Source organism: Edaphobacter sp. HDX4 (assembly GCF_036877565.1).
GTDB lineage: Bacteria > Acidobacteriota > Terriglobia > Terriglobales > Acidobacteriaceae > Edaphobacter.
This window is the reverse complement of sequence record NZ_JAEDXW010000010.1, coordinates 31922-46789: the sequence shown is the minus strand read 5'-3', so window position 1 is coordinate 46789 and position 14868 is coordinate 31922. Positions and strand designations below refer to the sequence as shown.

13 protein-coding genes and 1 pseudogene are annotated in these 14868 nt (G+C 58.8%); 10 read left to right on the top strand and 4 right to left on the bottom strand.

The genetic code is table 11. The features are described from left to right. The first annotated feature begins 61 nt into the window (after positions 1–61). The 9 genes and pseudogenes from JAO29_RS11295 to JAO29_RS11255 all read left to right on the top strand — a co-directional run. Positions 62–1636, top strand: a complete 1575-nt coding sequence (locus tag JAO29_RS11295; RefSeq protein WP_334268322.1) for a hypothetical protein — start codon at positions 62–64, stop codon at positions 1634–1636. A gap of 87 nt (positions 1637–1723) precedes the next feature. After that, positions 1724–2161: a hypothetical protein gene (locus tag JAO29_RS11290; RefSeq protein ID WP_334268321.1), complete on the top strand. Its 438-nt coding sequence runs from the start codon at positions 1724–1726 to the stop codon at positions 2159–2161. 53 nt (positions 2162–2214) lie between these two features. After that, entirely contained in the window at positions 2215–2442 is a 228-nt protein-coding gene (locus tag JAO29_RS11285; protein WP_334268320.1) for an AbrB/MazE/SpoVT family DNA-binding domain-containing protein, read from the top strand. After that, entirely contained in the window at positions 2442–2831 is a 390-nt protein-coding gene (locus tag JAO29_RS11280; protein WP_334268319.1) for a type II toxin-antitoxin system death-on-curing family toxin, read from the top strand. Before JAO29_RS11285 ends, JAO29_RS11280 begins: the two co-directional genes overlap by 1 nt. 24 nt (positions 2832–2855) lie before the next feature. Beyond that, positions 2856–3101: a hypothetical protein gene (locus JAO29_RS11275; protein WP_334268318.1), complete on the top strand. Its 246-nt coding sequence runs from the start codon at positions 2856–2858 to the stop codon at positions 3099–3101. A gap of 218 nt (positions 3102–3319) precedes the next feature. Beyond that, on the top strand, positions 3320–5041 hold the full coding sequence (gene rpoD, locus JAO29_RS11270) for an RNA polymerase sigma factor RpoD (protein ID WP_334268317.1): 1722 nt from the start codon (positions 3320–3322) through the stop codon (positions 5039–5041). 139 nt (positions 5042–5180) lie between these two features. After that, complete coding sequence (locus tag JAO29_RS11265; RefSeq protein WP_334268316.1) at positions 5181–5339, top strand: hypothetical protein; 159 nt, start codon at positions 5181–5183, stop codon at positions 5337–5339. Continuing rightward, complete coding sequence (locus JAO29_RS11260) at positions 5336–5908, top strand: zeta toxin family protein (RefSeq protein WP_334268315.1); 573 nt, start codon at positions 5336–5338, stop codon at positions 5906–5908. Before JAO29_RS11265 ends, JAO29_RS11260 begins: the two co-directional genes overlap by 4 nt. 74 nt (positions 5909–5982) lie before the next feature. Further along, a pseudogene (locus tag JAO29_RS11255) lies at positions 5983–6153 on the top strand (sigma factor-like helix-turn-helix DNA-binding protein); the annotation flags it as partial. Between the two features lie 50 nt (positions 6154–6203). Here the strand turns inward: JAO29_RS11255 and JAO29_RS23520 are convergent. After that, on the bottom strand, positions 6204–6386 hold the full coding sequence (locus tag JAO29_RS23520; RefSeq protein ID WP_442886374.1) for an RHS repeat-associated core domain-containing protein: 183 nt from the start codon (positions 6384–6386) through the stop codon (positions 6204–6206). A gap of 915 nt (positions 6387–7301) precedes the next feature. On the opposite strand from JAO29_RS23520, the gene JAO29_RS11250 reads away from it, so the two are divergent. Next, complete coding sequence (locus tag JAO29_RS11250; protein ID WP_334268314.1) at positions 7302–7733, top strand: energy transducer TonB; 432 nt, start codon at positions 7302–7304, stop codon at positions 7731–7733. 185 nt (positions 7734–7918) lie between these two features. Here the strand turns inward: JAO29_RS11250 and JAO29_RS11245 are convergent, their stop codons facing one another. From JAO29_RS11245 to JAO29_RS11235, 3 genes are all read right to left on the bottom strand, one after another. Then, entirely contained in the window at positions 7919–8599 is a 681-nt protein-coding gene (locus tag JAO29_RS11245; RefSeq protein ID WP_334268313.1) for a hypothetical protein, read from the bottom strand. A 2200-nt stretch (positions 8600–10799) separates the two neighbouring features. Beyond that, positions 10800–13808, bottom strand: a complete 3009-nt coding sequence (locus JAO29_RS11240) for an FAD-binding and (Fe-S)-binding domain-containing protein (RefSeq protein ID WP_334268312.1) — start codon at positions 13806–13808, stop codon at positions 10800–10802. A gap of 19 nt (positions 13809–13827) precedes the next feature. Beyond that, complete coding sequence (locus JAO29_RS11235) at positions 13828–14859, bottom strand: DUF1338 domain-containing protein (protein ID WP_334268311.1); 1032 nt, start codon at positions 14857–14859, stop codon at positions 13828–13830. Positions 14860–14868 lie beyond the last annotated feature (9 nt).

The following is a 14868-nucleotide window of genomic DNA, read 5'->3' as shown; positions in this document are numbered from 1 at the left end:
CGTTGACACTCTTCTACGGCACGGATATACCTGCCTCCTGGAAAGTTCCAGGAGGCATCCTTTGTTGAGAGCGATCTGCGGCATCATCCTGCTGGCCGCGTCCACCGTTGCTTTACCGGCTCTGGCCGCACAGACCCTCTCCGTCTCCACTCTGCCCCGCATCGGCACCATCGACCCGCGGTTCCAGAGCTACAACATTGAGATGGTTGAGGTTACCGGCGGCCGTTTCTGGGCGCCCTACAAGCAGCAGGGCAAAGCCCGGCAGGACGAACCCTCGGCCGCCTCTGTACCCGCGGGGATGGACCCATCCCTCTACCGTTACCGCGCGCCTATCGATCTCTCCAATCCCAGGCTTCGCAAACTCGCCGCCGCCCTCTCGCCTGCTTACGTCCGTGTCAGCGGAACCTGGGCCAACTCCACCTACTTCCACGACTCCGATGCTCCGGTCCCTGAAAAACCTCCCGCAGGCTTCGGAGGTGTCCTCACCCGCCAGCAGTGGAGCGGCGTCCTCAACTTCTCTAAAGCCGTAGACGCCAGGCTCATAAGCTCCTTCGCGGTCAGCACCGGCGTGCGGGACTCCAACGACGTCTGGACGCCCGTCGAGGCCAGGAAGATCCTCGCTTTTACCCGCAGCCACGGAGGGTCCATCGCCGCCGCGGAGATGTTCAACGAGCCCACCTTCGCCTCCATCAGCAACGTCCCCAAAGGCTACGACGCTGCAGCTTACGGACGCGACTACAATGCCTTCTACGCCTACATCTCGAAGACCGCACCAAAGATGACCGTCCTCGGCCCCGGCTCCGTCGGAGAGCTCGGCTTCTCCTCCTCACCCCCCATCGGGCTCACCCTGCTCAAGACCACTGACCTGCTCGACGCCGCCGGAACCCAGGGACTTGATGCCTTCTCCTACCACTTCTACGGCGGAGTCTCCCAGCGCTGCCAGCGTCCCGGCCAGCGCTCCGAAGACACCGTCGACACCGCTCTCACCGACGCCTGGCTCTCCCGCACTGACCGCGATGAGCAGTTCTACGCCCAGCTTCGCGATCAGTACCTCCCCGGCAAACCCCTCTGGCTCACGGAAACCGCAGAGGCAGCCTGCGGCGGCGACCCTTGGGCCTCCACCTTCATCGACACCTTCCGCTATCTCAACCAGCTGGGCGCCCTCGCCCGCCGCAAAGTCCAGGTCGTAGCGCACAATACCCTCGCTGCCAGCGACTACGCTCTGCTCGACGAAGACACCCTCACCCCCAGGCCCGACTATTGGGCCGCCCTGCTCTGGAGACGCCTGATGGGAACCACTGTCCTCGATGCGGGTGCCTCGAAGCCTCCCGTCTACCTCTACGCCCATTGCCTCCGCAACCAGCCCGGCGGAGTCGCCATCCTCGCCATCAACGCCGACCGCAACGCCTCCCACGAGATCGACCTCCCGATGGCGTCGGAGCGCTTCGTACTCACCTCCGACAACCTCACCAGCACCCAGGTCTCTCTCAACGGGGTAGATCTGGCCCTCGACAGCAAAGGCAACCTCCCCGTGCTCCCCGTAACCCCGACTCCCGCCGGTCAGGCCATGCTGGCCCCCACCAGCATCACCTTCTTCGCCGTGCCGAAAGCCAACAATCCCGTCTGCCGAAAGTAATCGGTAGCACTTACGCGTAGCCTCTCGCGGCGGCCTCGCCGCGAGAGGGCAGTGGAAAGATCTGCGGTCCGATAATATGAGCGTGCGATGCCGCGTCACCTATCAAATCCAGCTGCTTTGCACTCGCTCCTCCCGAAGAGGCGGAGTGACTGGCAGAGTTTAGCCAAACTTGCCGCATACGTTTCGCTAGGCATCATCTGCCTCGCAGGGCTTCTGTACAACAAGCATCGCCAACAGATTCGCCGAGAGCAGGAGTGGTCAAGTGCCCTCGCAACCATTGAAGGCACTCGCATCCGTCTCGCCGTCCACGGATTTTCACAATTCGGCGGAGCGATGCTCTACGAAGTAGAGGTTCAGGCAAGATATTCCGTCGATGGTGAAGTTCGCGAGCAATGGACGACGATCTCCCAGATTCCCAAGCTCCTCGCCGACGCGCAATTGCAGGCGCATCTTCTCACGAAAAAACAATGCATAGTCCGTTGGAGACCAAACGATCCGGACCACATAGTCGCTGAAATCGATTGATCCCACTAAGCCAAGTTATAACAAATGTTATAATTTTTGGACGGAGGTACCTTATGGCCGCTACAGCGAAGATCATCGCCATCGGGAATTCTGTTGGCATTATTCTTCCGAGAGAAGTTATGGCGAAATTGCATCTCGAAAAAGGAGACCAGGTCTATTTCAACGAGACCGTCAATGGGATGGAACTGACTCCTTACGATCAGAACTTTGCGGAGGAGATGGAGGCCGCGCGCCACGTTATGCGGAAGAATCGCGATGTCCTCCGTCGGCTTGCTGAGTAGTGACCGAACCTCGATGGATCAGCAAAAATGGTGTTCTCGCCATGCACAACGAGCAACTCGCAGAGCATGGCGGAGCCTCTGGCATCCGCGATGAAAGTTTGCTTGATTCAGCACTGGCAAAGCCGCATAACGTGTTTGCCTACAGCGAGAATCCGGACATCTTCCGGCTAGCGGCATCCTATGCCTTCGGTATCGCTCGCAACCACGCATTTCTCGACGGTAACAAACGCACCGCTTTGGTTGTCTCGTTTACCTTTCTGTTCATGAATGGTTGGGAGGTCGAAGCCTCAAGAGAAGAGACCTACTTCACCTTTCTCCATCTCGCTGAAGGGACTCTCAGCGAAGATCAGTTAGCCGCATGGTTCCGCTCTCACACGGAGCCTCTCTGAGGCTTTAAACTCTCCAAAGCACTTATGCCTCGCCACAAGACCACAGACCCCGGCTACACCAATAAACACGGCCAGAAAGTCGTCGCCCGCACCGGTTTCCCCTCCGAGAGCTTCCCCGGCCAGACCATCTACCACCTTCGTTGTAGTCACTGCGGACACGACTACGGCTCTAATGGAACAGATATCCACCTCCGCCGCTGTCCCTCCCACCAGGGAGGAGCCCGCGGAGAGCCTCTTCGGACACCGCCCCCGAATCTTTTTTCCTCCTGAGACGTCTAAATTACTGTGGTATCCTGTGATTCGCTGGGGAAGTGTGCCCTCGAATGCCCTGACCTCTCTGCAGGTCCGGCTGGCCAAAGCGGTCTTTACCGCTACCTGCTCCCTGACACCACGGAAATAACCCAGGGATAGCTCCGCCCAGAGACCACAGAACCTCGCCTGAGCGGCATCCCAACCAAAAGAAAATATTCGCAGGAGCGCGCACCCTCGTGGCTGAAGAAATCGACAAGTACGAAGACGATATAGAAGACAAGCTCATTGAAACCGGCAAGGAGAAGGGATATCTGACCTACGGCGAGGTCAACGACCTGCTGCCGGGCGACATCACCTCCCCTGACGATCTCGACGACCTGTTGACCACTATCAACACCCAGGGCATCGACGTCCTCTCCGGCGACAAGTTCGACCGGGACCGAGACAAGTACGAGCCGGAGGCCGGTGAAGAAGGAGAGGATGTAGAGCTCGACCTCTCCCCTGGACAACTGGAAAAGACCAACGACCCCGTCCGCATGTACCTGCGCGAGATGGGAACCGTCCCTCTGCTCACCCGTGAGGGCGAGGTCGAGATCGCCAAGCGCATCGAGCGCGGACAGCTCCGCGTCATGAAGGCCATCTCGCGTTCCCCCATCGTCATTCGCGAGATCGTCGCCCTCGGCGACGACCTGCGCCGCGGCGTTCGCAATATCAAGGAAGTCGTCACCTTCGATGAAGAAGAGCTCACCGAAGAGATCCTGCAGGCCCGCGTCAAGCAGACCGTCGGCCGCATCGACGTCATTCTCAAGCACCAGAAGAAGATCGCGCAGTTCGAGGAAAAGCTCGCCAACCCCGACGCCAAGGATGTAAAGGACGCGAAGGCTAAGACGAAGTACCAGCGCAAGACCCGCTGGCTCATCGGCCGCGAGCACGTCTACATCAATCGCGTCGTTCGCGAGCTCAAGTACACCAACGCCGAGAAGAAGCGCCTGCTCGACAAGGTCAATAAGACTGTCGATTCCATGCGCACCCTCGAGCGCCAGATCAAGACCCTCGACACCAAGCACGAGGCCTCCAAGTCCGAAGAGCTGCGCAAGGAGTACAAGCGCCAGCAGAAGAACTGCCGCGTCGACCTCGAGCAGCTTGAAAAGGACGCCGGAATCTCCATCGCCGACCTCAAGCGCACCCAGCGCGAGATGATCCAGGGCGACATGGACGCCGAGCGCGCCAAGCGCGAGCTCATCGAGGCCAACCTTCGCCTCGTCGTCTCGATCGCGAAGAAATACACCAACCGCGGCCTCCAGTTCCTCGACCTCATTCAGGAGGGCAACATCGGCCTGATGAAGGCGGTCGACAAGTTCGAGTACCGTCGCGGTTACAAATTCTCGACCTACGCCACTTGGTGGATCCGGCAGGCTATCACCCGCGCCATCGCGGACCAGGCCCGCACCATCCGTATCCCGGTGCACATGATCGAGACCATCAACAAGCTCATCCGCACCTCCAGGCAACTGGTGCAGGAGCTTGGCCGCGAAGCGTCTTCGGAAGAAATAGCCCGACGCATGGACATCCCAGTCGCGAAGGTCCGCAAGGTCCTCAAGATCGCCCAGGAGCCAATCTCGCTCGAGACCCCCATCGGAGAAGAGGAAGACTCGCACCTTGGAGACTTCATCGAGGACCGCATGGCGGTCAGCCCGTCTGACGCCGTCATCAGCGTCAACCTCAAGGAGTACACCTCGCAGGTCCTCCGCACCCTGACGCCGCGCGAAGAGCGCGTCATCAAGATGCGCTTCGGCCTCGAAGACGGGAGCGAGCACACGCTCGAAGAGGTCGGCCAGTCCTTCCAGGTCACCCGCGAGCGCATCCGCCAGATCGAAGCCAAAGCCCTGCGCAAACTCCGCCACCCATCACGCAGCCGCAAGCTGAAGGCATTTGTGGATGGAGTTAAAGAAGTCTAACGAATAACATCAATCCAGCAACACCACAAAGGCCGCGAGCAGTCGCGGCCTTTTCTTGCCGTGAGAGGCAGCTGGCTATTGGCAAGCGACAGCAAGCAATCTGTTGTAGAGAGGCGAGTCTGAGGAGTACGATTTTGCCATGGCCGCTCCTATCGATGTTGAGAAGTTCGATATCAAGAAGTTCGCTGAGACTCTTGTGAAAGCTGGCCGCGAAGGCGTGAAGTGGGAACGCCGTAAGCTCGATTGGGTTCGCGAAGAGAAGGCTGAAGAAGCCAAGGCTAAGAGCGACGCCGCTTGAGCACACCGGTCCTGACGATCATCGCCGGCCCCAATGGAAGCGGTAAAAGTACGCTCACATCGTCTGCGCGAGAGATCTTTCAACAGGCCCCGGTGCTTGATCCGGACGCGATCGTCAAGTCTCTGCAGGAGACCATCACTCCCAATCACTCTGACATGGAGGCCGGAAGGCGAGTTCTTCTGCTGGCCGAAGAACTGATCGCGAGCCGCCAGAGTTTCACCGTCGAGACAACGCTCTCCGGGAACACCTATCTACGAATGGCTTCCCGCGCCAAAGCGGCTGGGTTCAGCATCATGGTGGTTTTTGTCGGTACATCCTCCGTGGAGATCAACATAGAACGCGTGAAGGCCCGCGTCGAAAAGGGCGGACACGATGTTCCTGAAGAGGTTCAGAGGCGACGCTTTCCACGCACTCTGAAGAACATGAAAAAGCTTTTGCCCGACGCAGACCTTGCCGTTGTTCTGGATAACTCCAGTGAGAGTGGCTACGTTCTGGTAGCTTTCGGAAGCAAAGGCAATCTACATTGGAACGAACCTGTGCCAGAGTGGGCTGCGCAATTGCGGAGCTAAAAGAACTGAATAGATGCGGCGTTCTTCCCTGCCGTAAGCTGAGCCAAGAAAATCCCTTCGCGATAAAGACAAAACGCGCTCAGCTCAAAGACGGATCAGAACACACGCTCGAAGAGGTCGGCCAGTCCTTCCAGGTCACCCGCAAGCGAATCCGCCAGATCGAAGCCAAAGCCCTGCGCAAACTCCGCCACCCAAGCCGCAGCCGCAAGCTGAAGGCATTCGTCGACGGAGTCAAAGAGGTCTAACCCCACATCAACTCAGCAACAGCTAAAGGCCGCGAGCAATCGCGGCCTTTTTATGCGTTCGAGGGCGGATTGTTGTGAACATACGAGTACAGGTTGAGGTCTTGCGGGTTGTTGAGTTGGCCGCTGTAGAACGGCTCATCCGTCGACATGAAGAGCCCTATCGTACTTACATACGATCTAGCCCCGAAGTAGTCGAGCCCTGATTCGGCATCCCGTTCTTTGCCGTGAGAAATCGCTTTTCATCCTAGAGCGGCATACCTTCTAATTATCCCCTGGCCTTGGGAAATCGGATGACGTTGACTAAGCCGGCGACGCTGACGCTACTTAAGAATATTCCTAGTATTGCCCATATCAATGTACCGAGAAAATTCCCCTGCCTCCATGAGTCCGTGGCACTTACTAATAACAGTAAGCCGCAAGGTAGCAAGCACAAATAAAATAATGTAAAACCGATTCTCTGCGTAGCGCTTAGTTCAGGTCCGAAGCTGATCCACATGGTCAAGATATTTCGTTTTGGTTCTACGCGAGGGTGTTTTGGCAAGGTCATACACGTATATTCCTCAAATCTTTAGCGACCGACGGCAGCCCCCATGCACTGTGCATGAGTACCGAATGTGCTAGCTGCACCTGCCGCAGCTACACCGGGTCCAATATTATCGGTGGGTTCAAATCTACCGCCTTGGGCGGGTGGCCCATACATAAATCTCAACCTATCCTGAGGGTGCCCCATTCATGCGGTTTCATCCCATGAGTGGGATCATTCGAGCGAAGCTCGAACCGCCTTGCTTAAGGGCACGGCTTCAGCTGTGTCGAAGGATCTCCAAAGTGAAGGGGCTTTAGCCCCTGGAGGCTTCGGGTCATTACTTCCCCACAGCATCACCACGCCGGGTGCCCCACATCTCGATTCTGAGATGTGGGATTATTCGAGCAAGGCTCGAACCTATTTCCAAGCCGACACAACCAGCACCACAACTCCCAAAAGACACACCGGAACCGAGGTAAACACAAACGCGAAAAGCGTGCCGTGCAGGCTAGCTAACGCTATTAGAACAAGTGAACCGGAAAATTCTGCACGACTTGGGTGTTTAGGACATGTAAAACTCAGACTCGAAGAACATTCAATTTGATTATTCTTGGGAGAAACGTGAGTGAAGGCTATTTGCAAAACGGCGGTTATTGTCCTTTCGCTATGTAATTTCTTCGTTTCAGCTGACGTTGAAGGACAGACAAAACCTGAGCTGGTAGCTCAAAGTCAATCTACGAGTTCATCCGTATCCAAACCGCCCACTGTAAGTGTCAAAGAAGGAAAAGGACATCTCCTTAATCGCGTCGATGTTCCGTATCCACCTATTGCCAGAGCCGCACATGTTGCCGGTACTGTTGTCGTTGGAGCGGAAATCAATGAAAACGGTGACGTCACCGAAGTCGTTGCTCTAGGAGGTCCTGAGATGCTGAGAAGCGCAGCTCTCGACGCTGTAAAGCAATATAAGTATCGTCCATTTCTTATCCATGGAACACCCGCTACAGTTAGGACTGCAGTCCAAGTCACCTTTTATCCGGAACACATGAAAAGCAACTGAAGTTTAACTCAACTTGATAGGGTTTGGTGGGGGCCGGGGGGCCATACATAAAACCTAACCTGTAGATCGCATGAGTGGGTTCATTCGAGCGAAGCTCGAACCGCCTCGCTTACGGGCACGGCTTCAGCCGTGCCGAAAGATCTCCAAAAGTGAAGGGGGCTTTAGCCCCTGAAGCACTCGGGTCATCACTTCGCCCCACCATCACCCCGAAGCCGCCGCCCAAACACCAGTCCGATCGTCGAACCCACACTCGCAGAGTGGTCGCTCACGCCGAACCGCATTCCGCCATCGATCCCGAACGCCTCGCCCAGCTGGCGATAGAACCCGCCAAACACGTACGTCCCCGGCGGCGTGTTCGACTGCGACACGTTCTGCCCGAAGACCTCCGCATACAGCCGCGTCTGCTTATTCACGTGATAGCTCACCGCAAACGACTGCTGCCCACCATAGCTGCATCCCGCCCTCGTCTGGCAGTCCGACTGCACCAGCGAGCCGTTCGCAATCACATCCAGGTCCCCGTCCTTGCCATAGGTCACGTCCTCATCCTCCTGCTGATGATTGAAGGCCGACCAAAGCATGTCCAGCCGAAGGCGATCCAACGGCGCATACGTCACCAGCGTGTCCACCGTCTGCTGATTTCCGGGCACGCTCTGCGGATAGGCATCGTAGCCCGCCTCCACCTGCAGCACGCCCTTGCTTTGAATCGTCGCTCCATTCGCCACCGTGGGCCGTGTCGGACTAAGAGTCAACTCCTGCGCAAACCCACAGGCCACGGAAACGAGCATCACCGCCGCGGCAACCGAGCGAGCACGCCACGCCACCACACTCCGAACCAGTCTGCCGCGCACACGCCTACACTCCGGCACGCGACACCTCCGTGCATTCCACCATTCCCAACCGTCCTGCATCTTTGAGTCCCCTGCATCAGATGCGCCAGGCCTCAAGTCTGTGGCCTGACGTCACGAGCCGGGTGCCCCACCCTCTCGTTTTGAGAATGTGGGATTATTCCAACAAAACCCGAACCGCCTTGCCTAATGGCACGGCTTCAGAACCTGCCGAGCGGAGTCGAAGAAGACCGAACAAGCAAGCGGAAGCGGCCGGGTGCCGGGTGCCCCATGTCTCGATTCTGAGACATGGGATCTCTCGACCAAAATCCGAGGTGCGTTGCTTTACAAGAGGATCTCCGTCATCTCACCTTCCATCGCCGAGTCCATAGAGAAAGACATGACTGCGACAGGTCCGTGACAACGCTCACCCCGGCGGGTAGCCCATACAGAAAATCTCACCTGTACATCGGGTGGCCCATTCATGCAGCTCATCGCATGAGTGGGCATTCGAGCGAAGCTCGAACCCTTCTCAATCCGAGAGCATTGTGACGGCCCCGATACAGGGATAGAGTTTTCTAGCGAAGGGATGCGCGTTCACGTTCTCTACATACGTGTCATCCCGAGCGAAGCTTCTCGCAGATCCATCGCGAGAAGCGCAGTTGAAGGATCTGCGGTCTCTTCATTCCAGCGTGAAATTCCCGAACACAAATCCTCGACTGTGCGCCGATGCGCTCCGCTCAGGAGAGCGCCGAAGAAAACGGATCTCGCCACATCGACAAGATTTCAACCCGCCTCGTTAAGGGCACAGCTTCAGAGCCTGCCCTGAGTGCAGTCGAAGGGTGCCGAAACAATCACCCGCGAAGCGGCCCACCGCTCTGCCGAAGGCCAGGAGTGGAGCCCGCAGGGCGAAACGCCCGATCTATTCCCCATCTCATGCAGCCTCACGGCACGGCGGGACATTCGCGCGAAAACCCTCCCATCTCCTGTCAAGCGCCCAAACCCGCGAAAGACGATCTCGAAATCCCTACCTACAACGATCCAGATCACTTGCAGGACAGAGATAAACCGCCTGAAAGTGCGCATTGCCATGCTCCGATCTTCTACAATAGAAGCAGGTCAACAAAAGCAAGCCCCGGCACACGCCGGGGCTTGCTTATTGATCCATCAAATAACCTGTTTTCAATATTTTGGCGAGCACCCAAATCGATTTTCATTGGGCTTTCTCCTGTTTGGCAATTAGAGTGCGCCCGAAGTCCAGACCTAAATCATCTCTTTTGAATATTTTGCACAAAAAAGAAGGGGTTACCCACATGTACGGCGACACTGACATCGAGCCAGGCTCAACGCCGAGGCTCCAGTCAAAGAACTCCGCCGAGGCAGGGCGGTTCGCGCCTCGCGCGAATGGCCCGTTCATGTCGCGATGAGACTGCGCCATTGATATGGGCATTCGGCACTTGGCTATAAGAATGGGGCACCCGCAATTGCGAGCGGCCACGGAAAGAACTTGACCTGAAAAGCCAATGCAGTCTGAGCCCGAGAGAGTACGTCTGCATGGTTTGCGATGAGTGGGGAGCAAAGCCCGGGAGATCTCCACAACTTCCACAGGAATCGCGCATTTCCACAGGAAAATAGCTCTTGCGGCGTTTTCATACCGGAGTAATATCGCTTTCACCGGGGGAGCGATCCTCCAGAAGGAGAAGCAAACAAGGAGCTATCACCGAGGATCCTGAAGGGAATTCAGAGGACCCCCAAGGGGAGTTTGAAGAGCCGGAAGGAGAATCAAAATCAGGCGACCGGGCAACCGGAAGCAGGAAGATAGAACCAAGAGAGCTTTTGCAGCGAGTGTAGGAACGACTTGGTTGGGAGAGGCGAACTTCGGTTCGCAAGTACCGGGCAAGTCCGGGATGACAAGACGTTGCGATCCGGTTCCGACCGGATCTTCGAAAATCGGAAAGAAAGGGGCGGTCTCCCGCAAGGGGGATCGCCCTTTCGCTTTGTGGGAGGGTATGGAAGAGGTGAACCGCAGATCCTTCGACTTCGCTGCGCTCCGCCCAGGATGACACGTCTCTCGGGAGTGGTGGTTGCGCTTTGTGGCGATGAGAGATTCTAACGGAGATGAGAAGAGCGGTTCGCACTTTGCAGGGATGAGCCCACCTTAGCCGCGATGAAGCAGCGGCGAAGATGGGCACCCGATTGTTCGAGTCTTTGGATCCTTCGCGTTGATGGCCTGGCCGAGGCTCTATTGCCTGGAGGCGTCTGCCAAGACCTCGGCGAGGTGCTTGGGCCGGGCGGTCGTGTTCTGGGTGATCTGCTCGCAGCAGCTGAAGCCGTCGGAGACGATGATGGCCTGGGGGTTGTTGCGGACGGCGGGGAGCAGGACGCGCTCGCCGAGCTTCTGCGAGATCTCGTACTTGTCGTCTTCGAAGCCGAAGGGGCCTGCCATGCCGCAGCAGCCTGAGTCGAGCGCCTGCACCTCGGCGCCGGTGGCGCGGAGCAGTTGCAGCTCGGCCGTCATGCCGTGCTCGCCGATGCCGGTCATGGACTTGTGGTGGCAATGGCCGTGAACGACGATCTTGCCGTCGATCTTCGGCGGCTGGTAGTGGGGTGCGAACTTTACGAGGAACTCGCTGAGCAGATAGACCTGCGAACGCAGCTTTGGAGCGCGGGGGTCGTCGGGGAAGAGATTGCAGAGCTCGTCGCGGAAGACAGAGGCGCAGCTGGGTTCGAGCACGACGATGGGGGTTTCGGCTTCGATCTGCGGGGTAAGGGCGTCGAGGATCTTCTGGAGATACTGCTTCGCGGTGTCGAGCATGCCGAAGTCGTAGAGCGGACGGCCGCAGCAGAGATGCCGGTTGGGCACACTGACGCGAAAGCCCGCATCGATAAGGACCTTGTGGGCGGCGCGCATAGTCGCCGGATGGAAGTAATTGTTGAAGGTGTCTGCCCACAGGAAGACGGCGGGAGCATCCGCAGGAATCGGGTTGCGGCGATCCTTGCGGCGCTGCGGGTCGCGTGCGAAACGGCGATCGGGAGTGAACGGGTGCGAGAAGCGCGGAAAGGTGCGGCTGGGATGGATGTGCAGAACCTTCTTGACGATGGTGGAGATTCCCGGAGCGTTGTTGATCGCGTTGACGATGCCCGGAGCGATGGAGGCCAGACGTGCCCAGCGATCGATTCGTCCGAAGGCGTAGTGGGCGATCGGACGGGAGTGATGCTCGTAGTGGTGCGAGAGGAACTCCGCCTTGTAGGTGGCCATGTCGACGGAGACGGGGCACTCGGACTTGCAGGCCTTGCAGGAGAGGCAGAGATCGAGCGACTCGCGCACCTGCTCGTTGGCCCAGTCGTTGGGAAGGACCTCACGCTGCATAAGCTCCCACAAGAGATGGGCGCGGCCGCGGGTGGAGTGCTGTTCTTCCCCCGTGGCCATGTAGCTGGGGCACATGGTCCCTGCGTCGGCCTTGCGGCAGGCTCCGACGCCGACGCAGCGCAGAGTGGCGCGGGCGAAGGAGCCGTGATCCTCTCTGAAGGCGAAGTGAGTTTTGGGTTCCCAGGGCTTGTAGTCGGCGCCGAGGCGGAGATCTTCGTGGATCTCGTGCGGGTCGATGAGCTTGTTGGGATTCATGCGCAGGTCGGGGTCGAAGAGACGCTTGAACTGGCGGAAGGCGTCCATCAGCTCCGGGCCGAACATCTTGGGGAGGAGGATGCCGCGGGCCTGCCCGTCGCCGTGCTCACCGGAGAGCGAACCGCCGTGAGCGAGGGCGATGTCGGCTGCCTGATCCATGAAGTGGCGGAAGTCGAGGATGCCCTTCTCGGACTCGAGGTCGAAGCTGAGGCGCATGTGAACGCAACCCTGGCCGAAGTGTCCGTACATGGGGCTGTAGTAGCCGTACTGCTGCATGAGCGCGTAGATGGCCCGCAGATAGGAACCGAGCTGGGTAGGATCGACGGCGGCGTCTTCCCAGCCTTCCCATCCGGTGCGCTCGTGGCCGGGAACGAAGGCGGTGGCTCCGAGGCCGGATTCGCGGATAGCCCAGACGCGGTGCGCCTGCTCGTTGGTATAGATACGTGCGTGCGTGATCTGCTGGAGCGAGCGAGCCAGATCTTCGGCCTTTTGATTGGCCTCGTCCTGCGTGTTCCCGCCGAACTCTGCCAGCAGAAAGCCCCGGCCCTCGGGGAGCAGCGGGATGTCGTCGAGAGCCTTCTGCTTGCTGCGGAGTGAGTCCAGGAGAAGGCCGTCCATGCCCTCAAGGCCGATGGGCTTGTGGGTGAGGACGAGCGGCACGTGGTCTGCGGCGATGAAGACGTCTTCAAAGCCGATACCGACGAGGGTGCGGTACTGGGGAGATTCAACGAGGTTGAGCGTGGCTCCGAGGATGACCGCACAGGTTCCTTCGCTGCCGACCAGGGCGCGGGCGACGTTGAAGTGGTTTTCCGGGAGCAGCTCGTCTAGATTGTAGCCGGAGACGCGGCGGGGGATGTTGGGGAATCGCTCGCGTACGAGGCCGGAGTAGCTGTCGCGAATCTGCTTGAGACCGGCGTAGAGTTCTCCGGTGCGGCCGCCGGCGGCAATCTTCTGCGCAAGTTCTTCTTCGGTCGTAGCTCCGACGGTGAGGCGGGTTCCGTCGTAGAGCAGGAGGTCGAGCGAGTGGATGTTATCGACGGTCTTGCCGCCCATCAAAGCGTGGACTCCGCAGGAGTTGTTGCCGATCATGCCGCCGATGGTGCAGCGGCTGTGGGTGGCGGGGTCGGGAGCGTAGGTGAGGGCGAATTTTTCAGCCGCCTCGCGCACGCGGTCGAGGACGATGCCGGGCTGGACGTGTACGGTGCGGTTGACAGGGTCGACCGGCCCCATCTTGTTCATGTACTTGGAGAAGTCGAGGATGACCGCAGCGTTGGTTCCTTGGCCTGCCAGCGAGGTTCCGCCGCCGCGCGAGAGCACGGGAGCGTTGAAGTCGCGGCATACGGCCACGGTGGCGATAACGTCGTCTTCGTCGAGAGGGATGACCAGACCGATGGGAATGTGCCGGTAGTTGGAAGCGTCGGTCGCGTACAGAGCGCGGGATGCCTGGTCAAAACGGACCTCTCCCCGCACCTTCTGGCGGAGGGCCTGCTCAAGCTGGGCTGCGGGGGGAAAGCTTTCGTGAGCGCGAGCGTGCGAGCTGGGCAGCAGGACAAAGGGAGAGGTGGAGGCGTTTGCTGGAGTTGTGGTGGACAACGGATCTGTACTCTTCTTTCGGTCGAAGGTCATGCCCCTCACGGTCAGGAGGCTAAGACTTTGTATTAGCTGTCATTTTAAAGATAGCCTGCGCGTTGGAGCTGTCGAAGCTGAGATCCAACACTCTCTTGCCGTTCGGGGAAGGCATTGGGAGCCGGGTGATGAACTCATAGAACGATCCCGGAACCTCCTTTTGCACGGTGGTGCCGTCGGCTGCACGGAAGTTGCGAGTGACGCGAGCGGCATGGAAGGCGGTCTGCCGCACCCGTCCGGACTTCGAGTTCTCGACGACTTCTTTAATAGGCTGATTGAGGGCTTTTTGTTCGGCGGAGAGCCGGTCTACATCGGGTACACGGTCGGTCGCATGGTTAAAGACGTTCCCTTCGGTGGCAATCCATGCCATCTCGGGAGATTCGGCCAGCAGAATCTGGTAGTCGGCGAGGGTGGGTTCAGCGTGCTGACGATCGAAGACGGAGACCAGAACGGGGAGCAGCTTCTGAGAGTCCTCGAGGGATAAAGACTTGTTCGCCTCCAGTTCGTGAAGAAGCGCCGCGGCCTGCGGCGTGAGGGGATCGACCGAAGTGGCAGTGACGCGCAAGACCGCTGCCTGAAAGGCATGTGAGAAACGTTCCGGGTGGAGCTCACTGATGAAGAACTGGGCTATGTCTTCCGGATGGTCGATCTGCGCGTAAGAGCGGCCGGACATGCGCAGGCGTTCCAGCGGGTAGAGTCCGTGGAGCTCGTACCCCAGAGGGCGCAGGACGCGCGTGATGGCTCCGTGTCCGGAGGGCAGGGAACCCATCCCTGCAAGGGCGACGGTCCGGACGGCGCCGTGATCGTGCATGACGGTGCGATGGTGATCGAGACAGTGCTGCACGTACTGCGCGGCGGAGGGCACGCGCTGGAGGAGGTCCTCGAAGAGCAGCATATTGAGAGCCTGGGCGAGGACGGCTCGCAAGACCCGGGGCCCGGGATCGGCCGCGAGATCGGCATGGATGAGGAGAACACGGAAGAGCCTGTCGGTTCGCTCTGCTCCGATGAGCAGTTGAAGAAGGTGAGAGAGGACGCCTGTCTCGGGTTGCATATGGTAGCT

Excerpts from the sequence above, each read along its gene's own strand:
- JAO29_RS11290 (WP_334268321.1), top strand. The coding sequence starts at position 1,724 with ATGCCGCGTCACCTATCAAATCCAGCTGCTTTGCACTCGCTCCTCCCG.
- JAO29_RS11285 (WP_334268320.1), top strand. The coding sequence starts at position 2,215 with ATGGCCGCTACAGCGAAGATCATCGCCATCGGGAATTCTGTTGGCATT.
- JAO29_RS11275 (WP_334268318.1), top strand. The coding sequence starts at position 2,856 with ATGCCTCGCCACAAGACCACAGACCCCGGCTACACCAATAAACACGGC.
- JAO29_RS11265 (WP_334268316.1), top strand. The coding sequence starts at position 5,181 with ATGGCCGCTCCTATCGATGTTGAGAAGTTCGATATCAAGAAGTTCGCT.
- JAO29_RS11240 (WP_334268312.1), bottom strand. The coding sequence starts at position 13,808 with ATGACCTTCGACCGAAAGAAGAGTACAGATCCGTTGTCCACCACAACT.
- JAO29_RS11235 (WP_334268311.1), bottom strand. The coding sequence starts at position 14,859 with ATGCAACCCGAGACAGGCGTCCTCTCTCACCTTCTTCAACTGCTCATC.